Source organism: Rhodococcus sp. MS16 (assembly GCF_013277795.1).
GTDB lineage: Bacteria > Actinomycetota > Actinomycetes > Mycobacteriales > Mycobacteriaceae > Rhodococcus_F > Rhodococcus_F globerula.
Window position 1 is genome coordinate 256,300 of sequence record NZ_VBTM01000001.1, and the last position, 23,509, is coordinate 279,808.

Here is a 23,509-nt window from a genome sequence, read left to right on the forward strand (position 1 = left end):
TAGGTGAATACCGCCGAGTCCGCGTGTCGGTTCGCTGAGTCGCTCCGTAGACTGACAGAACTGTCGTACAGACAGCCGCGGCGCGCACCGGTGCAGCTGTGAAGCACGGAAGGAGCGATCTCGTTGGGTGTTCTTGCCCGCATTCAAGGTCCTGACGATCTGCGTCAGTTGAGCCACGCCGAGGTTTCGGAGTTGGCTGACGAGATTCGTGAGTTCCTGGTGCAGAAGGTCGCTGCCACCGGTGGTCACCTCGGCCCCAATCTCGGGGTTGTCGAGCTGACCCTTGCCCTGCATCGAATTTTCGATTCTCCGCAAGATGCCATCATCTTCGACACTGGGCATCAGGCGTATGTCCACAAGATCCTGACCGGACGCAAGGATCAGTTCGAGACCTTGCGCAAGCAGGGTGGTTTGTCGGGATATCCCTGCCGGGCCGAAAGTGAGCACGACTGGGTCGAGTCCTCCCATGCTTCAGCTGCACTGTCTTATGCCGACGGTTTGGCAAAGGCGTTCGCGCTGACCGGTCAAGATCGACACGTTGTCGCCGTTGTCGGTGACGGTGCGCTCACCGGCGGAATGTGTTGGGAAGCCCTCAACAACATCGCGGCCGGCAAGGATCGCTCGGTGGTGATCGTCGTCAACGACAACGGTCGTTCGTACGCGCCTACCATCGGCGGACTCGCCGATCACCTTTCTGCGCTGCGTACCGCCCCGAGCTACGAGCGTGCCCTCGACAACGGTCGCAGGATGGTCAAGAAGCTTCCCTGGGTGGGTCGCGCTGCTTACTCGGTACTGCACGGAATGAAAGCCGGTCTCAAGGACGCGGTCAGCCCGCAGGTCATGTTCACCGACCTCGGCATCAAGTACCTCGGCCCTGTCGACGGCCATGACGAGCAGGCCATGGAATCGGCGTTGCGCCGGGCCAAGGCATACGGCGGACCGGTGATCGTTCATGCCGTCACCCGCAAAGGCAACGGTTACGCGCACGCCGAGAACGACATCGCGGATCAGATGCACGCAACCGGGGTCATCGACCCCGTGACCGGTCGCTCCGACAAGACGCCGGCACTCGACTGGACATCGGTTTTCTCCGCCGAGTTGATCGAGCAGGCTTCGCGCCGCGAGGACATCGTGGCGATCACAGCCGCGATGGCCGGCCCGACAGGCCTGGCCGCGTTCGCGGAGAAGTTCCCCGACCGCATGTTCGACGTCGGTATCGCGGAGCAGCATGCGATGACGTCGGCCGCCGGATTGGCGCTCGGCGGATTGCACCCGGTGGTCGCGATTTACGCGACGTTCCTCAACCGTGCCTTCGATCAGCTGCTCATGGATGTTGCGCTCCTGAAGCAGCCGGTCACGGTAGTTCTCGATCGTGCCGGCGTCACCGGGGTCGATGGCGCCAGCCACAACGGTGTTTGGGACCTGTCCCTGCTCGGCATCATTCCCGGAATTCGTGTTGCGGCTCCACGTGACGCCGTCACGCTCCGTGAAGAATTGGACGAAGCACTCAAGGTCGACGACGGTCCCACCGTCGTCCGGTTCCCGAAAGGCGCTGTCCCCGAGGGGATTCCGGCGATCAAGCGGCTCGACGGAATTGACGTGCTTCGTGAATCCGACGGCGATCGCGGCGATGTGCTCCTCGTTGCCGTCGGACCATTTGCCTCCTTGGCCCTCGCGATCGCCGATCGTCTCGACAAGCAGGGCATCGCGGTGACTGTCGTCGATCCGCGTTGGGTTCTGCCCGTCTCGGACACGCTGGTCAAGATTGCCGACAAGTTCGCGCTGGTTGTCACCCTCGAAGACGGCGGGGTGCACGGCGGTATCGGATCGACGGTTTCCGCAGCGTTGCGGGCTGCGGGTGTTCACACCGCGTGTCGCGACATGGGTGTGCCGCAGCAGTTCCTGGATCACGCCTCCCGTGAAGCCATCCATCAGGAACTGGGTCTGACGGCGCAGGATCTGTCCCTGAAGATCACCGGTTGGGTGGCCAGCATGGGTGGCTCCGCGGTTCACGTTAACGGGGATGCGCCTGCACGTGGCGACGCCCCTGCCCAAGGCTGAGTAACGCTTCATACAGATCGGCACTGCTGGAAATTGCTTCCCAGCAGTGCCGATACGTATATGAGCTGGTGCTGCAATTACTGCACCGATTCGAGTGTGCTGCCTCGAGTTTCCTTTACGAATCTCAGCACCACGAACAGGGACAGCAGTGCCATTACCGCGTAGCCGCCGTAGGTGAGCGACAGATTCCAATCGGCCAGCGACGGGAAGGTCCAGGACACCAGGAAGTTGGCGACCCAGTTTGCTGCAGTGGCGAGACCGACTGCGGTGGCGCGCACACGGTTGGGGAACATCTCGGAGATGAGGACCCAGACGACCGGTCCCCATGACAGCGCGAAGAAGAACACAAACGCGTTTGCACCGATGAGGGCGATGGTGGCGTTGGCGCCGCTGAGGGTCGCGACGGATTCGCCGATCTCGTTCTTTGTCACTGTTGCCGAATGGAAACAGATAGCCGCGGTGCCGAGTGAGATTGCCATACCGGCGGAACCGACCAGCAGCAACGGCTTTCGTCCGACGCGGTCGATGACGGCAATCGCGACGAAGGTGCCGACGATGTTGACCAGCGCACTGACGACGCTGATCAGGAGCGAGCGGTCTGCGCCGAATCCGACGGCCTGCCACAGCGTGCTGGAGTAATAGAAGATGACGTTGATTCCGACCAGCTGCTGGAGTGCTGCCAAGGCGATGCCGAGCCAGACCAGGTACGAGACACCGAGTCGTTTCGAAAAGAGCTCGCGCACAGTGGTTTTGGCCTGCTTGAGTTTGAGAGACTCGCGAATTTCGTTCATCCGGCCGGTGACGGCGTCATGGTCGCCGCCTTCGAGGTCGGAGATGATCTTGCGCGCCCGATCGTCCTTGCCTTGAGCGACGAGGAAGCGCGGAGACTCCGGGATCGTGGTGGTCATCACGAGATACAGAAGTGCAGGTACTGCCTCGAGCATCAGCATCCACTGCCAGGCTTCGAGGCCCGCGATCTGATTGCGCGCGCCACCGGCAGCGGCTTGCAGGGCGTAGTTGACCAACTGTGACACCGCAATTCCGAGCACGATGGCCAATTGATACATCGAACCGAGGCGGCCGCGGATAGCGGCCGGCGAGATCTCCGCGATGTATGCCGGCGCGATCACCGACGCAAAACCGACAGCGACGCCACCGACGATGCGCCAGAATGTCAGGTCGTAGACACTGAACGGAACGGCCGAACCGACGGCGCCGACAACAAAGAGCACTGCCGCGATCTGCATGACGCGGATGCGACCGAGTCGATCAGCTAGTGACCCCGCTATCCAAGCGCCCAATGCTGCGCCGAGCAGGGTCAGGGACACGGTCAGGCCGGTGGCACCTGCGCCGATGTCGTATTTGTCGCGGATCGCTCCGACGGCTCCGTTGATGACAGCTGTGTCGTATCCGAACAGGAATCCGCCGAGCGCGGCAGCGCCGGCAAAGAGAACTGCATGTCCGACGGCGGCGCGTGTAGCGCCGGAACCGCCACTGTCGGTGGTACCGCTGAATGCCATTCCTGCCCCCTCCGGGCCAAGTGAACGATGCCCCGCTGCGTCGTCCGCGTGTAAAAGCACTCTGGACGCTACGCCCACCACGCGCGATTTGGCGGTTAGTCGAGTCTTGTTATCCACCTGAGTTGTTCGGGACATTCATCGGCGACGCCGATCGCGCGTCAGGTTGATGCGATCCGTTCGGCCTTTGCGGCGAAGTCCGCGAGATCCGCAGCCATCATCTTTCGGGTGATTCGAAGCCCGAGGCGCCCGAATACAGCACCGAGGACTTTGGACACGGCCGACTGGGCTTCGGAAACGCCGGCGAAGTTCATTTCGAGGAGCGTGCCGCCGGGTGCGGGCTTCAGCGTGAATCCGGACGTGTAGTCCATGCCATTCGAATGTGCTTTCACCACAGTGCGAATGGGCGCCTCGACCTCCACGACCCACATTTCCTCGGATGCTTCCTTGCCCATCAGCTTGCGGGTTTCACGCCACCTGGTGCCCACGGCGTACCCCTCACCGGCAAGCCGTTCGATATGGGTTACGCCGGTGAGGGTGTCGACCGCGCCGTCGAGGTCGGTGACGACCTGCCACACGGTGTCCACGGGTGCATTGACAACTCTGGTCACGGAAGCAGCAAGTTCAGCCATGCGCAGAGCCTAGGTCGTGACACCGACACGCGGCGGTTACTTACTGTCAGCCGGCGCGGTTGGCAGCTTCCGTCAACGACGGCGTGATCTGATCGAGGACCCACGGGGTGCTCAGTACGTTGACGTTGCTGAGGCCGCCGATGACTCTGGTGTCGCTGAGGAAGACCGTCGATCCGCGCTTGACGGCGTCGAGTGCGCTGACCGCGGGAATGCTTGCCGGGTCGGTGGTTCCGTCGGTGAAGCCGACAATCACGTCGGCGTCGATGTCGGCGATGTTCTCGTAGGAGAGCGTCGTGAAGAACGATCCACCGGCATTGGCAGCGCCGAGCTTTTCGACGCCAGGAGCGTTGACAAACCCGAGTTCGTTCAACACCTGCACACGGGGATCCGTCGGGAGGTACACGTTGACGTTGCTGGCGTCGGTGTCGAAGTTGACGACGGCAATGGTCTTTCCGGCGTATTCGGGATGCGCAGCGGCAGTGTCGGCGAGAGTGGTGTCGAGGCCCTCGATCAATGCGTCGGCTTCGGTCGGCTTGCCTACGGCCTTTCCGACAATGCGTGTCTGGTCCTGCCAGGTTGTCTGCCACGCATCGCCGGGATAGGCGACAGTCGGCGCAACCTTGCTCAGCTGTTCGTAGACCGATTTCTCGAATCCTTCGTATGGGGCAAGGATCGCGTCGGGAGTCAGGGAAGCCACGATTTCGACGGGCGGCTCGCCAGTGGCCGGCATGTCGAACAGCGTGGTCTTGTCAGCGTCGAAGTATTCCTGTGCCCACGGCATCACTCCGTTGTCGTCGGCCCCGTAGGTGTACTTGGGCTGTCCGACCGGAGTGAGACCGAGGGCGTAGAGGATGTCCTGAGCGTTCCAGCCGAGGGTGACCAACCGTTCCGGTTGGGTTTCGATCGTGGTGGTGCCGAAGACGTTGTCGATGCTGACCGGGAAACCCTCCGAGTTCGCCGGAGCAGACGAGGAGTCCGAATCGGATGAGCAGGCTACGAGTGCGGTGGCGGTGAGTGCAGCCAGACCCAGTGCTGCCCATCCGCGAACGGTAGTTTTCATGTAGGAAAGCCTAACCTGTTCCGGCGGCCTGAGAGCGACCTCTTCGGGATCAGTCGAACTGGCATCCACTCACCGGTACTCCATTGAAGCGATCGCGGAGGTAGTCGAATGCGTTGTTCGGGCCGAATCCGTCGATGATTTCCGGACCGAAGTGGTTAACAAAGGTTGTACCGGGTGCGATCGGTGGCAGGTCGTTGGTTCTGAAGGTGACCGTGGCACCGCGTGAGCACCACGACTGCGCAAGGCTGCGAGCCTGGGAATAGGGGATGGTGTCGTCGTTGATTCCGCTGGTCACGAGAACTGGAGACGTAGGCGTCAGGTTGCCGACCTGTTGTTCATCGAGAATCGTTGCCGCTTCAGGGATCTCGTCCAAGTGTGCAAGGAGGGGCCGGCCGTCGACCGTCAGTGCGTCGGTGCGCATGAAGGGGTGTTTCACGATGATGTCGCCGACACATTCGGTGGACAGTTGATCAAGAACCGCGCGCCCTTGCGGCGTGATTCGCTTGTCCAACGATGTATTCAGGTCAGGATAACGCGCGAGCAATCCGTTGATGTTGAATCCGACGACCCCGCCGATCAGGTTGCCGTCGATCTGTCCGAGTACCGATCGCAGATCAGCGGGAGGAGCGCCAGCCCAGGTTCCCGCGAGATTGAGTTCCGGTGCGTAGCTCGGCTGGAGTTCGGCCGCTGCTGCAGCCGCTCCGCCGCCCTGCGAGTATCCCCAGAAAGCCAAGGGAGTGTCGGAGCCGGTTCCACTGAGAATGTTCGCCGCCCGGGCGGCGTCGAGCATTGCGTGTGCTTCTTCGATTCGATTGACGTAGGTGTGGACGCCGGGGGTGCCCAGACCGATGTAGTCGGTGACAAAAACGCGGGCCCCCAATGCATTCCAGGTTCCGGCGGAGAACAGTTCCTGATTGGCGGACATGGACAGTGGATCGGTCTGGATCAGCAGTGCGTCGGGAAAGGCACGCGATGGTGCGCACTGGTCGCCTTGGCCCATCGTGCCCGGTCCGATGACAACGGTTGGTCGCTCGCCGGTCCCTTGCCACGGCTTCGACGAGTCGATGTAGGTGCCCGTCACCGCGGCGGGCGTGCCGTCCTGGAGTCGTGATGTGTACATGACTCGTTGCGCCGGCGCGGGCCACGGACCGTTGTACGCGGGTAGTGATGCCCGCAGGGTCATCGGCTCAGTGCGAATGACACTTCCGGGAACTTCAGGGAATTCCGCCGGCGGTTGATAAAACTCGGGGATCGCCGGAGCGGCAGCGGCCGGGTTGATCGCGGTGACGGTGCAGAGCGATGTTGCGACGACGGACATGCCGACCACTGTGGCCATCCGGAGTCGTCGAGTGGACGTGCGCCGAAATGCTGCGGACAACTTCTTCATGGAAGCCTCTCGATGCGTGTCGACGACAGCGCACGAGTTGCTGCGATCGACAGAAAGAAGTGTGAAAGACGGTCCTCGGCAGAGTCCCGCGTGCCGGATCGGAACGCCGTACGCATAGGTGCGGCAATCGATCTCGGCAGTGCTCGGAAGGTGTGGTGCGGAGCTCACCCCTATGAGCTACCGGCGAGTAACAACATAGCCCATAATTTCGTGAACTGGGTCACGAAAGTGTGATTTCGCCCGAAAATCTTCACGAGTGGTTCGAAAATCGTCGTGACCTGCGGCCTTGTTGCAATCCTGGTTTGGGTGAATCGGGTAGTAATAGGCGATAATTGTCCGGTGCGGTCGCAGCAGAAGATCTTGAACGCCACGCTTCGGCTGATCGAGGGTGGCGGGTTCGAGGCCGTCAACATGGCGGCGATCGCTCATGAAGCCGGTGTGTCGCGCCAGACTGTGTACTCCAACTTCGGGTCCCGTGAAGAAGTGGTGTCAAAGGCGATGTCCGATCTTACTGTCGAGATGTTGAGTGGTATCAAGGCTCGACTGGCTACTGTGGAGAGCGCCTGCGAATACGTCGTCGAATTCATCGTGGCGTCGCGGGCCGAGGTGCGGGCGCACCCGGTGCTGACGACGTTGTTGCTCGCCGAACGAGGTGATCCGGTGTTCTCGGCGGAGATGATGGTACGTGCCAAACCTGTTGCACACGAGTTTCTTTCGCCCATCGTGGAGCGAGGTCTCGCAACCGAGGAGGAGTTGGACGGCATTATCGAAATTGCCGTTCGACTGGGTTTGTCGGTCATTGCGTTCGACAGTGAGTCCATCCACTCCGACGACGATTTACGAACTTTTCTCACTCGCTGGCTTCAACCTGCAATGGGTTCCACAGCCTAGATATCAGCTTTCTCTTCAACTTTTCTTGACACTTTTCCGGTAAGTGTCTAGTTTTGGACTCGCTCGGTTGTTTTGTCCATACGGAACTAGGCACTTCCCCTGATTTTCTTGTGCCCCGTGAGTTTTCGCCGCCGGCACATTCGGCGATTCACCAAGGGAGTACAGCTATGTCTGCACTGAAACGGCGAGCCTTTCTGTCCGGGGCCGCCGCGGCAATGGCGGCAGTGGCCATACCGAGTGTTGCCCGGGCCGATGCCGGTACCGCTGCCCGAACCGTCGGCGTGCCACTCACCCGCGAAGAACATCGCGTTGTCGTGATCGGTTCGGGATTCGGTGGCGGCGTGACCGCGCTTCGTCTGGCTGAGGCGGGCGTTCCGGTTACGGTGCTGGAGAGGGGAATTCGGTGGCCCTCGGGTCCGAATGCCGAGACATTTCCCCATCCGGCCAGTCCTGACAAACGGATCCTGTGGCACCAGTCCAGTCCGACGCTCTTCGGGAGACCGGTTGCTTTCGAGCCGTACGTCGGGTTGCTGGAGACGGTGTCCGGGGAGAACATGACATCGATCTGCGCGGCCGGCGTTGGCGGTGGATCGTTGGTGTACCAGGGCATGACGCTGCAGCCTGCCGAATCCGTCTTCAACACGCACTTTCCCGAGCAGTTGGACTACGCGACGATGGACCGCGTCCACTATCAGCGCGTGGCATCCATGCTGCAACTCGCAGTAGCGCCGGACGAGTTGGTTGCGAGTCCGAATTACGAGGCTGCCCGTGTATTCGCCCGCAATGCAACGCGTTCCGGGCTTCCGGTGTCGAAGATTCCGATGCCGATCGACTGGGACTTTGCGCTGGCCGAACTGCGCGGTGAGATGAAAGCCTCGTACACCAACGGCGACGGCGCACTCGGCGTGAACAACGGCGGCAAGCACTCCGTCGACGTCACCTACATTGCCGCCGCAGAAGCCACAGGATTGGTGAAAGTCGAGACGCTGCACCAGGTTACCGACGTCGAACGCGCGGAAGACGGCCGATGGCGGGTATATGTGAACCGCACCGACATGTCCGGGCGGGTGCTCGAGAACAAGATCCTGACGACAAAGGCGCTGGTCATGGCCGCGGGCAGCGCCAACACGACCAAGTTGCTCGTGCGGGCCGGTGCGCAGGGGCGGATTCCCGATCTGCCCGGCGAGTTGGGCGGCGGCTGGGGCACCAACGCCGACCGCATCTACATCTGGTCCGACCCCACCGAGAATTTCGGTAGCACCCAAGGCGGCCCGGTTGTCTACGGAAGCCGGAACTGGGACGACCCGGATTCGGCATTCACCCTCATTCAGGCGTCGTTCCCGCCGGTGCCGTTCGATGCGCGCAGCACAGTGATGGTCGGATTCGGTGTCAGCAGCGACCGAGGCCGGTTTGTGTACGACTCCGCGCGGGACGAGGCAGTGCTCCGTTGGCCGAAGGACGGCGACTCTGCCATCCAGCGAGGCCACATCGGGCCGGCTGCCCACAAGATCGCCGGGACCACCGGCATCCTCACCGACACGAATGCGGTGCTGTCGTCGACGTGGCATCCGCTCGGCGGCGCATGCATGGGAACGGTCTGCGATCTCGAAGGTCGCGTGCAGGGCCAGCGCGGACTGTACGTCCTCGACGGTGCTTTGATGCCGGGTAATGCTGCTGCGTGCAATCCGTCGATGACTATCGCTGCCGTGGCGGAGCGAGCACTTGACTACATTGTGAAAGAGGATGTCGGAACAGTGTTTTGAGCTGCCGCACAGTGTGAACTATAGCGAACGGCGCACCCGGAAAATTCGAGTGCGCCGTTCGGCTTTGTCAGAGCGAGAGAATCAGACGCTCGCAACACCAGGCGCGAGGAAGCGCTTGCCGTTGACGGCCTCGGAGGTGCCGGTGCGGTCCAGGTACGGCGTGATGCCACCGTTCCAGAATCCGAATCCGCCGCCGAGCAGCAGGCAGAGGTCGATGTCCTCGGCTGCCGCTACGACGCCCTCGTCGAGCATGATCTGAATTTCCTCGGCAAATGCACGACGTGTGCGCTCGAGTACTTCTTCCGAGGTGGACACCTTGTCGCCTCGAGGCCACAGCGCGGCAACCTCGGGATCGACAGCTTGGCCGTTCTCGCCCCAGGTCCAGACGCCGGGCTTGCGGGCTTCGACCAGTGCTTCGAGACCGGGCGAGCTCTTGAACCGGTCCGGGTACGACGCCTGCAGGGTCTCGCCGGTGTGCAGAGCCACTGCGGGTCCGACGAGGGCCAGCAAGGTGAACGGCGACATGGGCATGCCGAGTTCGGCGATGGCATTGTCCGCGACGTCGAAGGGGGTGCCTTCGTCAACGGCGGACATGACCTCACCCAACGTGCGGGTGACGAGACGGTTGAAGACGAAGCCGGCCTTGTCGCCGCACAGGACTGCAGACTTCTTCAGTGACTTTGCGGTGGCGAAAGCCGTTGCAAGCGTGGCGTCGTCGGTCTTCTCGCCCCTGATGATCTCGAGGAGTGGGAGAACGGCAACCGGGTTGAAGAAGTGGAAGCCCACCGCGCGCTCGGGATGCTTCAGCTCGGACGCCATCTCCGTGATGGAGAGCGACGAGGTGTTGGTCGCGAGGATGGTTTCGGGAGCGATGAACTGCTCGAGTTCCGCGAAGACCTTCTTCTTGACGTCCATGTTCTCGAAGACGGCTTCGATGACGAAGTCGGTCTTGGCAAACGCGGCCTTGTCGAGTGAGCCGGAGACGAGGGCCTTGAGACGGTTCGCGGCGTCGGGGGACAGGCGCCCCTTGCCGAGGAGCTTGTCGATTTCGGTGTGGACGTAACCGACACCCTTGTCGATGCGCTCCTGGTCGATGTCGGTCAGGATGACCGGCACCTTGAGCTGGCGGACGAAGAGCAGCGCGAGCTGGCTGGCCATGAGACCGGCACCGACGATGCCGACGCCGTTGACCTTGCGAGCCAGCGAACGGTCGGGCGCTCCGGCGGGACGCTTGGCGCGCTTGTTCACAAGATCGAAGGCGTACAGGCCGGCGCGGAGCTCGTCGGTCAGGAGGAGATCGGCAAGTGCCTCGTCCTCGGCCGCAAAGCCCTTGTCGAGCGAAGCTGCATCCGTGATGTCGGTGGTGCGAGCCAGTTCGAGCAGCTCGACAGCTTTGACGGCGCCGGGAGCGTTGCCCTTGGTCTTACCGTCGACGATGGCCTTCGCACGGGCGATCGCGTCGTCCCAGCCCTGGCCACGATCGATCTCGGGGCGAGCGGGAGTGACGGTACCGGCCAGAACCTGCGCGGCCCAGGCGAGTGACTGCTCGATGAAGTCGGCGGAATCGAGAACGACGTCGACGACGCCGAGTTCGAGTGCCTTCTTGGGGGAGAGCACCTTGTTCTGGTTGAGCGAGTTCTCGATCACCACGGTCACGGCGTTGGACGGGCCGACGAGGTTGGGGAGCAACTGCGTGCCACCCCATCCGGGGACCAGGCCGAGGAACGCTTCCGGCAGGCCGAGGGCACCGGCGTTGGCCGCAACGGTTCGGTAGTGGCTGTGCAGGCCGACCTCGAGGCCGCCGCCAAGGGCGACGCCGTTGATGAAGGCGAACGTGGGAACGGAGGACTCACGCAGGCGTCGGAACACCTTGTGGCCCAAGCGGCCCAGCTCGAGTCCCTGCTCACGTGAGGTGATCGCGGGAACACCCTTGAGGTCCGCACCGGCGGCGAAGATGAACGGCTTTCCGGTGACGGCGATGGCCACCGGGTTCGCGGCAAAAGCTTCGTCCAGTGCGGCGTCGAAGGATGCGAGCCCGCCGGGGCCGAAGGACGACGGCTTGGTGTGGTCGAAGCCGTTGTCGAGGGTGATCAGTGCAAACGGGCCCTCGATGCCGGGGACCGAGATGATCTTGGTGTACGCGTTCGTCACGACCTCGTCGGCGAATGCTGTTGCAATATCAGACATTTAGTTAACTCCGGCCTGGTAGTCAGCGTGGTTCGGGTTCTCCCAGATGACGGTGCCGCCCATGCCGAGGCCGATGCACATGGTGGTCAAGCCGTAGCGCACCTCGGGACGCGTCGCGAACTGGCGGGAGAGTTGCGTCATCAGGCGCACGCCCGACGAGGCGAGGGGGTGGCCACACGCGATGGCGCCGCCCCACTGGTTGACGCGGGGGTCGTCGTCGGCGATGCCGTAGTGCTCGAGGAACGCGAGAACCTGAACCGCGAATGCTTCGTTGATCTCGAAAAGTCCGATGTCCTCGATCTTCAGACCGGTGCGTGCCAGAAGCTTCTCGGTGGCGGGGACCGGTCCGATACCCATGACCGCGGGGTCGACGCCCTGGTAGGCAAAGCCGACCATGCGCATGCCGACGGGCAGTCCGAGCTCCGCTGCGGTGTCTTCACCGGCGAGAAGTGCTGCCGTGGCGCCGTCGTTGAGGCCTGCGGCGTTACCGGCGGTGATGCGCCCGGCGGGGCGGAACGGTGCTTTGAGCTTCGCGAGGTCTTCGACGGTAGTTCCGGGGCGCGGCGGCTCGTCCTCGGTGGCGAGGCCCCAACCGGCTGCACTGCGGGTCGCGACGGGAACCAGCGTGTCGGCGATGAAGCCGGCCTTCTTGGCAGCGTCGTACTTGTTCTGGCTGTTCACGGCGTAGGCGTCCGTGCGGTCTTTGGTGATGGTCGGGAACCGGTCATGCAGGTTCTCTGCGGTGTTACCCATCACGAGTGCGCTCGGGTCGACCAGACGGTCGGCGAGGAAGCGCGGGTTGGGGTCTGCGCCCTCACCCATCGGGTGGTGGCCCATGTGCTCGACGCCACCGGCGACAACAACGTCGTACTGGCCGAAGCCGATGCCCGACGCGGTGGTAGTGACGGCGGTCATCGCGCCGGCGCACATGCGGTCGATGGCAAATCCGGGGACGGTTTCGGGCAGGCCGGCGAGGATCGCGGCGGTGCGGCCGATGGTCAGTCCCTGGTCACCGGTCTGAGTGGTGGCAGCGATCGCCACTTCGTCGATCCGCGCGGGATCCAGCTGCGGGTTGCGACGAAGCAGTTCGCGGATGGCTTTGACGACCAGGTCGTCTGCACGCGTCTCGGCGTACATGCCCTTGGGGCCTGCCTTGCCGAACGGGGTGCGAATGCCGTCGACAAAGACGACGTTGCGTTGGTTGTGTGTGGATGGAGCCACGCGAATTCCTCCTGATGGAGATGCCCACCACGCGCTGGGCGGATGGGACTTACGGTTCGGCAATCACGGCCAAGCGTCCGGCCTTGTAACAAGCGTACTACTGCCCATTACTCACCGGTAACTTAACGGGTCGAATTGCTCCACCCACACCCGCAACCCCGTCAGGATTCGCCGGTTGCCGCTGCTTCCTCCTCGGCCGCGACCGCGTCGTCCTCTGCCGGAACTACCGAGTTCAGCGCCTCGGCGAGGACCGGCACGGTCAAGGTGCGCTGCCACAATCGGGCGCCGCCGGACGTGAGCTTCGTCTCGATCGCAGCCGTGACCACGGCGATGTCCGATCCCGGCTCGATTGTCCAGTCCCAGCACAGACGACGCACCAGCTCCGGTTGCAGCAGATTCTCGACGGGGACCGATACCTCGGAACTGAGATCCGACAAGGCTGCGCGGGCTGCGGTCAGACGATCGGCGGCTTCGGGATCCTGACGCGCCCACCGTCCGGGAGCTGGCGGGCCGATGTTCGGCGGAGTCTTCGGGGGAAGCTCGCTGTCCGGCAGGGACCGAGCTGATTCCAATGCAGTCATCCAGATTCGTGAATAGCGTCGTTGCCTCGGTCCGCCGAACACGGGCAGCGACCGCAGCGCATCCATCGACCGGGGATCCTTGAGCGCCGCGTCGATGATCGCCGAATCCGGCAGCACTCGGCTGGGAGACACGTCGCGCTTACGTGCGAGATCTTCACGCGCCTGCCACAGCGCCCGGACCGCAGCCAATTGGCGAGTGGTCTTCAGTGACGTGATGTGCGACGTGCGGCGCCAGCGATCCGGCTTCGGCTTCGGCGGGCCGGCAAGTCGAATGTGCTCGAATTCTTCTTTCGCCCAATCCAATTTGCCTTGTGCACGCAGTTCGGCTTCCATGGCGTCGCGCAATTCCAGCAGCACTTCGACGTCGAGCGCGGCGTAGTTCAGCCATGGTGCCGGCAGTGGCCGTGTCGACCAGTCGGCGGCGCCGTGGCCCTTGCGAAGCTCGACATGCAACGTGCGTTCCACGATCGCGGCCAGACCGACCCGTTCGAATCCGGCCAGTCGGCCCGCCAATTCAGTGTCGAAAAGTACAGCCGGATACAACCCCAACTCGGCCAGTCCGGGCAGATCCTGATCTGCGGAATGCAGAACCCACTCCAGAGGGTTGATCGCCTCGGCCAGCGGTGCCATGTCCGCGGCGGTGGGGATCGGATCGATCAGAAACGAGCCGGCGCCCTCACGTCTGAGCTGAATCAGATACGCACGGGCGGAATACCGGAATCCCGACGCACGCTCGGCGTCAACAGCCAAAGGCCCGGTGCCCGCTGTCAATTCAGCGGCAGCCTTCGTGATCCCGTCGGCGGTGGTGATGACATCAGGCACACCGTCACGCGGCACCAGGAGTGGTTCGACATCGGACGTGGGCTCGGTTGCATCATCGGTGACTTCGGACATGATCGATAACTCTACGTCGCAGAAGGCGTCGTAGTTGCGCAACCTTCCCCGTCACTTTCTTCGTCGCCTTTCTCGGCTGCTCCCAGGAGTTCGTCGAGCGCCAGGGCGAATCCTTGCGCGAGTTCGTGCAATTGGGGTGCCAGGTCCGTGCAACTGACAATGCCCACATCTACTTTGCCGTCGAGCGACATCACCGTCACATTGAGTCCGGCGCCGTGAAAGATGGGTCCCAGTGGGAACATTCCCGTAATGCGTGCGCCCAGGAAGTACAGCGGAACCGGCGGGCCGGGAACGTTCGACACCACGAGATTCGACACGACAGGGTGCCGTTCTGCGAGCTTGAGCGAGGAGTAGACGCGCATTGCGGCGCCGAAAACTGCCGGCGACGCAAATTGTGACCAATCTTGAAGCATGTTTGCGCCCAACGCCTCGTTATGGTTTTTCGAGGTCGCGTTGTATTCGCTGATCGCGCGCAAGCGGTCGAGTGGGTCGACGATCTGGGTGCCCAGTTGCGTGAACATACCGGAGATCTGGTTTGTGCCGGCGCGGTCGGATTTCCCGTGAACCGACACAGGAACCATCGCGACCAACGAATCCTCGGGAAGCTCGCCGCGCTCCTCGAGGTAGTTGCGCAGCGCTCCGGCGCACAGCGCAAGAACGACATCGTTGACCTTGACGCCGTGACGGTGCTTTACGGCTTTCACTTTGGCCAGGTCGAGCTGGGCGAAGGCAATATTGCGATGACCGGTGATGGCGCCGTTGAACGACGTTCGAGGGGCGGTGAACGGCGCAGGCATCGCTCTGCCTTTGCGGGCGCGGGTCACCCATTTGGGCAGCATCGCGATACCGCCGGGGACGAGGCGCGCCAGCCGCGCAGGCCTGGAAATTACGGCGAGGAGGCCGCCGACAGCGATGTCGAGTGTGCCGGCGTCACCGGCGCTCTCGGCTGTGGTGTCTACAAGTGCGGGGGATTCCGGTTCCAGACTGCACAGTTGAGCCAGGATGTTCGCACCGGTAATGCCGTCAGCGGCACTGTGATGGATCTTCGACATGACGGCGATGGTTCCGTCGGCAAGTCCTTCGATGACCCACATTTCCCACAGCGGACGGGAACGGTCCAGCGGTTGGCTCGCGATATGTCCGGCAAGTTCTGCCAGCTCGTCGTGGCCACCTGGCGCCGGTACCGATGTGCGATGGCAGTGTCGTTCGATATCGAAGTCGTGGTCGTCCACCCAAACGGGGTAGTCGAGGTTCAAGCGTGAATCTTTCAGCTTGCGCCGGAACGTCGGCATCGCTGCCATGCGGGAGTCCAACTCGCCGAGTAGTGATCGGTAGCGGTAACCGCCCGGGATGGTCGACGGGTCCAGTATTACCAGGCCGCAGACGTGGAGTAGCTGTGTCGACGTTTCCAGGTACAGGAAGGTGGCATCAAGTCCGCTGAGACGCTGCATCTACCGATTTTAGAACGGGTTCTAGTTAGATTTTGGTGGAATGATCAAACCGGCGTTGGGGATCAGTCGTTCTTTCGCGACAATTCTGTTACCCCGGCGGGTGGTAGGCCCGCGGCGTAGGCCAGCACTTCGCAGAATGCCTCGACGTGATGTCCCAATTCCGTTGACGTGGCAGTCCAGGAGGCCCGCAGTTCCAGCTGATGCGCCCGCGGAGGCCCTGCGATGTCGCCGTAGCGAACCGACGTTGTTGCCGTGACCGTGCCGCCGAGCGCTACAAACGGAGCGCCGCCGGCTTCGAGGGCGTCCACCAGCCAACTCCACGCAACTTCGGGCAATAGTGGATCAGCGGCAAGTGATTCGTCGAGATCGGCCTGGATGTAGGCGACCAGACGCATGGTGCCGTTCCAGGCTTCGTCCCCGTCGGGGTCGAAAAGCAAGATGAGTCGACCGAAGGCGTCACCTTCCGATTGCTCGGACACGGTGTCCGATTCGGGGTGAAGCACCTCGGCGCCGATTGCGTGGCTGTACGGGGCAAGTCGTTGTGGCGGGCGTATCGGACCGACTTCGATCTCGGACCGGACCTGTGCTGAGCCCATTGCGGCGATTGCGGCACGGAATTCGGCCGGGTCAGCGGTGGATCCGGAAGTTGTCACAGGTCAGGACGTTAGTCGGGGAAAAGGTCCCTGAGGTGGAGGCGCGCCGATCAACTGTGACGTGCTCCGCACAGATAAGTGTGAGCACCGTCACGAAATGTGACGTGGACTTTTCTGCGCGCCGAACATGGCAGCATTGGGAGCGGTCGGATACACATGTTGGCGGAGAGCGCGAGGATTGATGAGCGGGTTGGACAACTTGAATTCAGGCACCATCGGGTCAGCGGAGTACAGCGCACGGCGCGTGCTTCCGGATGCGCCGTTGTTGGCGGCGGCCACCGGTCGGACGCCGGTGCGGCGTCCGGTGTGGTTCATGCGGCAGGCCGGCCGCTCGCTGCCCGAGTATCGCGAGATCCGCGCCGGAATCGGAATGTTGGAGTCCTGCTTCGATCCGGCGTTGGTCTGTGAGATCACGATGCAACCCGTGCGTCGCCACGACGTCGACGCCGCAATTCTCTTCTCGGACATCGTGGTGCCGCTGAAAGCGGCCGGCATCGACCTCGACATCGTTGCCGGTGTCGGTCCCGTGGTTGCCAATCCTGTTCGCTCGATCGACGACGTCGCGTCCCTGCCGCGGTTGGTGCCCGACGAGGTCGGCGCAATTGCGCAGGCTGTGCGTCTGCTCACCGCCGAGTTGGGTTCGGTGCCGTTGATCGGGTTTGCCGGAGCGCCGTTCACGTTGGCGTCGTACCTGGTCGAAGGTGGACCGAGCCGCAACCACGAGAAGACCAAGGCGCTCATGCTGTCGGATCCGGCGACGTGGCACCAGCTCCTCGGCAAGATCGCCGACATCACGATCTGCTTCCTGCAGGCACAGCTCCACGCCGGTGTCGACGCCGTTCAGCTGTTCGATTCCTGGGCAGGCGCCCTCTCGCTCGCGCAGTACCGCGAGTTCGTACTTCCACACTCCGAGCGCGTGTTGGCCGAGGTGGCGAGCGCAGGAGTGCCGCGTATCCACTTCGGTGTTGGTACCGGTGAACTGCTCGGCGCCATGGGTGAAGCCGGGGCTGACGTCGTAGGCGTCGACTGGCGTATTCCGCTCGACGTTGCCGCGAGGCGAGTCGGTCCGGGCAAGGCGCTGCAGGGCAACCTCGATCCGGCAGTGCTCTTCGCGGGTCCCGAGGCGGTCGACCGTGAGGTCAGACGCATCGCGGCTGAAGGTGACCGCGCTATCGAGGCCGGCGCCATCGGGCATATCTTCAACCTCGGACACGGTGTTCTTCCGGATACCGATCCGGCGGCAATCACGGCGGCGGTGGAGCTGGTGCATTCGCTGTGAGGACAACGCGTCCGTCGGTAGCGGTGATCGGGGGTGGAATCTCCGGCCTGGTCGCCGCCTACCGGCTTCGCCGTAGCCTCGGAGCGGACGCCGAGATCACGATCGTCGACCACAGCCGCAGGCTCGGCGGAAAGTTGCGAACGGTCGATATCGGCGGCGGGCCGATCGATGTCGGCGCCGAGGCGTTCATTGCGCGTCGGCCCGAGGTTCCGGCACTTCTGGCCGAGCTCGGTCTCACCGACCAGATCGTGTATCCGGCGGGACGCACTCCGTTGATCTGGTCGCAGGACTCGTTGCATCGTCTCCCCGTAGGCACGTTGATGGGCATTCCGGCGAGCGCCGACGCGGTCGAGGATCTAGTCGACGACGCAACCCTGGCGCGAATCGCGGCGGAACCGGAGCGCCGGATCGACTGGACTCCGGGTTCGGATAGCAGTGTGGCCCAACTTGTTTCGGATCGCTACGGCGATCAGGTAGTTGCCCGCTCGGTTGATCCACTGCTCGGGGGTGTGTACTCCGGATTGGCGGAGAACATCGGAATACGGGCTGCATTGCCGACCCTCGCGGCGGCGTTGGACGCCGGAGCGCGGAGCCTGTCGGAAGCCGTGTCGGCGGCGCTACCGACGCCGGCTCCCGGGCCGGTCTTCGGTGCGTTGAAGGACGGATACGGAGTGCTCCTGGATGCACTCCGGGAGGCAGCTGCCGCGCATGTCGTTCACGCGGAGGCCGGAGTCGTGCGCGCCGACGGGAGCCGCTGGTTCATCGATCCGGTCGGCGCCGTCGATGCGATTGTCCTGGCAGTTCCCGCTCCGAACGCCGCAGTGCTTCTCGCTGACGTCGCGCCACAGGTCGCCCGGATCGCGGCTCGGATCGAGCTGGCGTCCTCGGCTGTCGTGGCGATGCGTCTGCCGGGTAATGTCGAGTTGCCGGAGAATTCGGGAATCCTCGTCGCGACGGACGCAGATCTCACGGCCAAGGCATTCACGCTGTCCAGTCGCAAGTGGACCCATCTCGCCGATCGGGGCGAGCACCTCGTGCGGGCGTCGTTCGGCCGCTTCGGTGCCGCAGACATCGTCGATCGCGCCGACGACGAACTGATCGCTCTGGCCCGCGCTGATCTTGCAACAGTGACGGGAATCACTGCGAGTCCGGCTGCGTCCTTTGTCCAGCGCTGGCATGGGGGACTGCCGCAGTACGCACCAGGTCACGTGCAGAAAGTGGCTGAAATCGAACAGTCGGTCGCAGGGTTGGACGGTATCGAGGTGGCCGGTTCGTGGCTACACGGCGTCGGCGTTCCGGCGTGTGTTGCCACTGGCACGACGGCGGCGACACGGATTTTCGAACGGGTGGCACGATAGAGGTATGGCACGCCTTGATTTCGACAAACTGAACTCTGAAATCCGATACCTCATGTTCTCCGTGTTCCAGGTGGAACCCGGTGTGCTGGGCGACGATCGGGAAGCTGCGGTCAAGGACGCCCGCTTGTTCTTCGAAGGTCTCGAAGACAAGGGCGTCGTGGTTCGCGGAATCTACGACATCGCCGGCATGCGCGCAGACGCAGACTTCATGATCTGGACCCATGCAGCCAGCATCGAGCAGCTGCAGGCCGCGTACTCGGACTTCCGCCGCACCACGACACTGGGCAAGATCAGCGCTCCGGTGTGGAGCAACTCCGCCGTGCACCGTCCGGCCGAGTTCAACAAGAGCCACGTGCCGTCGTTCATCGCGGGCGAGGATCCGGGCGACTACATCTGCGTCTACCCGTTCGTTCGGTCGCTCGAGTGGTACCTGCTTCCCGACGAGGACCGTCGCAAGATGCTCGCCGATCACGGTATGGCGGCACGCGGATACAAGGACGTTCGCGCCAACACGGTGCCGTCGTTTGCGCTCGGCGACTACGAGTGGATTCTTGCCTTCGAGGCACCGGAACTCATTCGCATCGTCGATCTCATGCGCGACCTGCGCGCCACCGAGGCTCGTTTGCACGTGCGCGAAGAGGTTCCGTTCTTCACCGGACCGCGTGTCGACATCGAGAAGCTGGTTCTTTCCCTTCCCTGATCGAAAGTAGCTGCTGTGGCCACCACGCCGAATCGGCGTCATCAGCACATGTCTCACTGGGGCATGTTCACTGCCGAATCGGTAGCCGGCGAAGTCACTGCGGTGCATCCGTACGAGGGAGATTCCAATCCTTCGCCGATGCTCGGCAACTTCGCCGGTTCGGTGCGCAGTCGCAGCAGAGTGGCCGGCCCGGCAGTGCGTCGTGGCTGGCTCGAGAACGGTCCAGGCCCCACGGAAAAGCGGGGCTCTGACGAGTTCGTCTCGGTCGAGTGGGACGAACTGACAGAACTGCTGTCCCGCGAATTGCGCCGGGTCGTTGACACTCACGGCAACAACGCGATCTTCGGTGGTTCATACGGATGGGCCAGCGCCGGTCGATTCCACCACGCGCAGAGCCAGGTTCACCGGTTCCTGAATCAACTCGGTGGTTACACCAAATCGGTACACAGCTACTCGCTCGGAGCAACGGGCGTCATCATGCCCCGTGTGGTCGGGACCCACAGTCAATTGTTCGAACGCTCCACGTCGTGGGACGTCATCGCGCAACATTCCGATCTGTTGGTGTGCTTCGGTGGGGTGCCGATCAAGAACACTGGCGTCAATGCCGGTGGTACCAGTGAGCATCCGACTCGCGGCGCGATCGACGCATTCCGTCGTCGCGGCGGAAAGATCGTCTCGATCAGCCCGTTGCGTGACGATCTCGACGGTGAATGTGACTGGATCGCACCGATTCCCGGGACCGACGTGGCGATCATGTTGGCGCTGGCGTATGTCCTCGCTTCGGAGGGTTTGCATGACATCGCATTCTTGAACCGGTACTGCGTCGGCTACGAGCGATTCGAGGAGTACCTGCTCGGACGCAGTGACGGTATCGCGAAGGATCCTCACTGGGCCCAGGAGATTTCAGGAATCCCTGCCGAGATACTGGTCGACCTGGCCCGCCGCATGGCCGCCGGTCGCACGCTGGTCTCTGTCACCTGGTCACTTCAACGCATCAAACACGGTGAGCAAGCCCCGTGGATGGGGGTGACTCTCGCCGCGATGCTGGGTCAGATAGGGCTTCCCGGAGGGGGATTCGGACACGGCTACGGTTCGATGAACGAGCCGGGAATGACGTCGATCCCGTACCCGCTGCCCACCTTCCCGCAAGGACGGAATCCGGTCACGGACTTCATTCCGGTCGCTGCGGTATCGGATCTTCTGCTCTCGCCCGGCGAAGACTTCGACTACGACGGCAGACGCCTCACCTATCCCGACATTCGCCTGGTCTACTGGGCAGGCGGCAACCCGTTCCACCATCATCAGGACATCCCGAGGCTGCGGCGGGCTTTGGCACGTCCGGACACGATCGTCGTTCATGATCCGTACTGGACGCCGATGGCCAGACACGCCGACATCGTGGTGCCATCGACCACGTCATTCGAACGCTCCGATCTCAGTTGTACGCGCAACGACGCGTTGCTGGTCGCGATGCACCAGGTCACCGAACCGTTTGCAGGTGCGCGCGACGACTACGAGACCTTCGCGGCACTTGCCGACGCGCTGGGATTCGGTGACACGTTTACCGAGGGACGATCGTCGCAGCAATGGATCGAGCACCTCTACGGTCAGTGGCAGCCGAGCGTCGACGCGGACGGTGGCAACACCCCGTCGTTCGAGGACTTCTGGGCCGATGGTCATTACCGGATGCGTACGCGCGGCGACGAGGTTCTGTTCGGCGACTTCCGCGAGAATCCCGAGAAGTATCCGCTTGGCACACCCAGCGGAAAGATCGAGATATTCTCCGAAACCATCGAATCTTTCGGCTACGACGACTGCGTCGGCCATCCCCGATGGTACGAGCCTGATGAATGGCTGAAAGGTCCACGTGCGGAGGCTTTTCCGCTGCACCTCATCGCCAACCAGCCCAAGACGCGGCTGCACAGCCAACTCGATCACGGCGCCGTGAGCCAGGCGTCGAAAATTCACGGGCGAGAACCGATTCGGATGCATCCCGATGCAGCGGCAGAGCGAAGCATTGTCGGCGCGGACGTGGTGCGGGTGTTCAATGATCGCGGTGCGTGCCTGGCAGGTGTTGTCGTCGACGCAGACCTTCACCCGGGCGTTGTCCAACTTGCGACGGGAGCCTGGTACGACCCACTCGATCCGGCCGACCCGGACTCGCTGTGTGTCCACGGAAATCCCAATGTTCTGACCCCGGACGTCGGCACGTCGCTGCTGTCACACGGATGCACCGGACAACACGTCCTGGTGCAGATCGAGAAGTTCGAGGGGGAACTTCCCCCTGTTCGCGCATTTGATCCGCCGGTGCTGAATCCACGCTGACGGAACCGATCGAGGCCAGGCCGCGTCGAACTTGGTGAGCACCTGATATCCGGGTGAGCACGTCGAGCGAGGTGGGGGCCATCGTGAGTACAGCGCAGTGGAATACGGCACGGGGGAGATCGGAAGTCCTTCGCGGGCAGATTGATTCAATGATGGAGGACCTGCACGAGCGGACGCGGTTACTTGCGCTCGCGCAGGAGAAGATCGCGTTGTCGACTGCGCGTGCTCAGTCGGCTGACGGGTTGGTGGAGGTTGTCGTCAATGCCTCCGGAGCCGTTGTCGGCGTGAAATTCTCATCGGACGCGTGTGCGAAATCAACGCCGAAAAAGCTTGGTGCGTCGGTGCTGGCGGCGTCGACGGCAGCGTCGGCAGACATGCGTCGGCAAAACGCCGAGATATTGAAGCCGTTCACCACTGGGACGCAGTTGGATCTTCCAGATCTGATAACCGGAGCGCCCAGCGTGCGCGGTCTGTCCGCAGTGCCTCAGATAGCCGAGCACATGGAACAGGATTGGGATCAGACCGTTCTCAGGAGCGCGGGCAATGTCTGAACTGTGGATCGATGTTCAGATTGTGCGTGCATTGGCACCGCGATTCGTGGGACTCGCCGAAGACATCGAGAGGTCGAAAGCGGATCTCGAACGGGAAATGACTGCCGAAGGCTCGAGCTGGGGAAATGACGAGGTCGGCAACACTTTTGCCGCCGCCTACCTTCCGGGCTCAGAGTCGGTGATTGCCGGTATCTCGATGATGGCCGGCTTCATGCGGAATCTCACGGATGCGCTGTACCGGACTTCGGACAACTTCGAGGGCGTCGACGCGGAACTTGCCGACAACTTTGCAGGTGGTCTCTGATGGGAATCGAGATACCGGGATACCTGCAGGCCGTTGCCAGTGTGGCAGTGGGTAGCGACTGGCCGGAGGGGGACGAGACTTCCTTGTGGCGATTGGGTGACGCGTGGACCGAGATTGCAGACCATCTGACCAGTGCATCCATGGGTGGTGATGTCACACTGAGAGGAGTACTGACAGCAATCACCGGTGAGACGCACGATTCACTCGATGCATTCTGGCAGGATTCCGGTGGCGTCGCTGATGTCTTTGATCGATTGATTGCTGCCGCAACGGAATTAGCGGAATCCTGCAATGCTACGGCGACGGAGATCGAGTACACCAAACTTGCGATCATCGCGGCGTTGATCGCGCTGGCGCTCGAGTTGGCGGCCATGGCAGCGGCAGCGATTCCCACTCTCGGGCTGAGTGCGGTAGGAGCAGGCGCAGCGGAGGTCGCTACCGCGGTTACTGTCCGAATGCTGTTGCGCCAATTACTGACCGGGGTGCTCGAAGCCGCTGCGGTGGAAGCAGCGTCGGCCGTCTTCTCCGGCCTGGCCATTCAGCTGGGCCAGATAACAATGGACCATCGCGAGTCCGTGGATGTCGGCAAGGTCGTGACCGAGGGGCGCGAGGGGTTTGTCACGGGCGCGGTGGATGAGTTGTCCACATCCGGCGGCGCACTGAACTGGAATTTCTGACGCCGTAACCGGGCCTG

At 62.8% G+C, this 23,509-nt stretch carries 19 protein-coding genes; 10 read left to right on the plus strand and 9 right to left on the minus strand.

Annotated elements, in window-relative coordinates:
• The first annotated feature begins 123 nt into the window (after positions 1 to 123).
• Entirely contained in the window at positions 124 to 2,061 is a 1,938-nt protein-coding gene (gene dxs, locus FEZ60_RS01210; RefSeq protein ID WP_045067438.1) for a 1-deoxy-D-xylulose-5-phosphate synthase, read from the plus strand.
• A gap of 77 nt (positions 2,062 to 2,138) precedes the next feature.
• Here dxs and FEZ60_RS01215 read toward each other — a convergent pair whose 3' ends face one another.
• The 4 genes from FEZ60_RS01215 to FEZ60_RS01230 form a co-directional block, all read right to left on the minus strand.
• Positions 2,139 to 3,581 carry a sugar porter family MFS transporter gene (locus tag FEZ60_RS01215; RefSeq protein ID WP_095886087.1) on the minus strand — a complete coding sequence of 481 codons (1,443 nt, stop codon included), beginning with the start codon at positions 3,579 to 3,581 and terminating at the stop codon, positions 2,139 to 2,141.
• A 158-nt stretch (positions 3,582 to 3,739) separates the two neighbouring features.
• Entirely contained in the window at positions 3,740 to 4,210 is a 471-nt protein-coding gene (locus FEZ60_RS01220) for an SRPBCC family protein (RefSeq protein ID WP_045067441.1), read from the minus strand.
• Between the two features lie 46 nt (positions 4,211 to 4,256).
• Positions 4,257 to 5,270 (minus strand): iron-siderophore ABC transporter substrate-binding protein, encoded by a 1,014-nt coding sequence (locus FEZ60_RS01225; RefSeq protein WP_033234986.1) that lies wholly within the window; start codon positions 5,268 to 5,270, stop codon positions 4,257 to 4,259.
• Between the two features lie 49 nt (positions 5,271 to 5,319).
• A complete protein-coding gene (locus tag FEZ60_RS01230) occupies positions 5,320 to 6,657 on the minus strand; it encodes a lipase family protein (RefSeq protein ID WP_242484360.1) in 1,338 nt (445 codons plus the stop codon).
• A 339-nt stretch (positions 6,658 to 6,996) separates the two neighbouring features.
• Here FEZ60_RS01230 and FEZ60_RS01235 point away from each other — a divergent pair, with 339 nt between their 5' ends.
• Entirely contained in the window at positions 6,997 to 7,548 is a 552-nt protein-coding gene (locus FEZ60_RS01235) for a TetR/AcrR family transcriptional regulator (protein ID WP_033234761.1), read from the plus strand.
• Positions 7,549 to 7,715: 167 nt separating this feature from the next.
• On the plus strand, positions 7,716 to 9,311 hold the full coding sequence (locus tag FEZ60_RS01240) for a GMC oxidoreductase (RefSeq protein WP_172935351.1): 1,596 nt from the start codon (positions 7,716 to 7,718) through the stop codon (positions 9,309 to 9,311).
• An 81-nt stretch (positions 9,312 to 9,392) separates the two neighbouring features.
• On the opposite strand, the gene FEZ60_RS01245 is transcribed toward FEZ60_RS01240, so the two are convergent.
• The 5 genes from FEZ60_RS01245 to FEZ60_RS01265 form a co-directional block, all read right to left on the minus strand.
• Positions 9,393 to 11,498 carry a 3-hydroxyacyl-CoA dehydrogenase NAD-binding domain-containing protein gene (locus FEZ60_RS01245; RefSeq protein WP_172935352.1) on the minus strand — a complete coding sequence of 702 codons (2,106 nt, stop codon included), beginning with the start codon at positions 11,496 to 11,498 and terminating at the stop codon, positions 9,393 to 9,395.
• The gene (locus tag FEZ60_RS01250; RefSeq protein ID WP_172935353.1) at positions 11,499 to 12,719 is read right to left on the minus strand and encodes an acetyl-CoA C-acyltransferase; all 1,221 of its coding nucleotides are present in this window, start codon (positions 12,717 to 12,719) and stop codon (positions 11,499 to 11,501) included. It lies immediately after the preceding gene.
• 161 nt (positions 12,720 to 12,880) lie between these two features.
• Complete coding sequence (locus tag FEZ60_RS01255) at positions 12,881 to 14,194, minus strand: ribonuclease D (protein ID WP_116104077.1); 1,314 nt, start codon at positions 14,192 to 14,194, stop codon at positions 12,881 to 12,883.
• Positions 14,195 to 14,205: 11 nt separating this feature from the next.
• On the minus strand, positions 14,206 to 15,645 hold the full coding sequence (locus FEZ60_RS01260) for a wax ester/triacylglycerol synthase family O-acyltransferase (RefSeq protein ID WP_172935354.1): 1,440 nt from the start codon (positions 15,643 to 15,645) through the stop codon (positions 14,206 to 14,208).
• 62 nt (positions 15,646 to 15,707) lie between these two features.
• Positions 15,708 to 16,298: a DUF3000 domain-containing protein gene (locus tag FEZ60_RS01265; RefSeq protein ID WP_033234757.1), complete on the minus strand. Its 591-nt coding sequence runs from the start codon at positions 16,296 to 16,298 to the stop codon at positions 15,708 to 15,710.
• 181 nt (positions 16,299 to 16,479) lie between these two features.
• On the opposite strand from FEZ60_RS01265, the gene hemE reads away from it, so the two are divergent.
• From hemE to FEZ60_RS01300, 7 genes are all read left to right on the plus strand, one after another.
• A complete protein-coding gene (gene hemE, locus FEZ60_RS01270) occupies positions 16,480 to 17,577 on the plus strand; it encodes a uroporphyrinogen decarboxylase (protein WP_033234756.1) in 1,098 nt (365 codons plus the stop codon).
• Entirely contained in the window at positions 17,574 to 18,935 is a 1,362-nt protein-coding gene (locus tag FEZ60_RS01275; RefSeq protein ID WP_172935355.1) for a protoporphyrinogen oxidase, read from the plus strand. The genes hemE and FEZ60_RS01275 overlap by 4 nt, the downstream gene beginning before the upstream one ends.
• A gap of 4 nt (positions 18,936 to 18,939) precedes the next feature.
• On the plus strand, positions 18,940 to 19,635 hold the full coding sequence (gene hemQ / locus FEZ60_RS01280; RefSeq protein WP_033234754.1) for a hydrogen peroxide-dependent heme synthase: 696 nt from the start codon (positions 18,940 to 18,942) through the stop codon (positions 19,633 to 19,635).
• A 48-nt stretch (positions 19,636 to 19,683) separates the two neighbouring features.
• Positions 19,684 to 21,960, plus strand: a complete 2,277-nt coding sequence (locus FEZ60_RS01285; protein ID WP_172935610.1) for a molybdopterin-dependent oxidoreductase — start codon at positions 19,684 to 19,686, stop codon at positions 21,958 to 21,960.
• A 149-nt stretch (positions 21,961 to 22,109) separates the two neighbouring features.
• A complete protein-coding gene (locus FEZ60_RS01290; protein WP_202025573.1) occupies positions 22,110 to 22,511 on the plus strand; it encodes a YbaB/EbfC family nucleoid-associated protein in 402 nt (133 codons plus the stop codon).
• Complete coding sequence (locus FEZ60_RS01295) at positions 22,504 to 22,815, plus strand: hypothetical protein (RefSeq protein ID WP_172935356.1); 312 nt, start codon at positions 22,504 to 22,506, stop codon at positions 22,813 to 22,815. The genes FEZ60_RS01290 and FEZ60_RS01295 overlap by 8 nt, the downstream gene beginning before the upstream one ends.
• Positions 22,815 to 23,492, plus strand: coding sequence for a hypothetical protein (locus FEZ60_RS01300; protein ID WP_095886092.1), 678 nt, complete (start codon positions 22,815 to 22,817; stop codon positions 23,490 to 23,492). The genes FEZ60_RS01295 and FEZ60_RS01300 overlap by 1 nt, the downstream gene beginning before the upstream one ends.
• Positions 23,493 to 23,509: the final 17 nt, after the last annotated feature.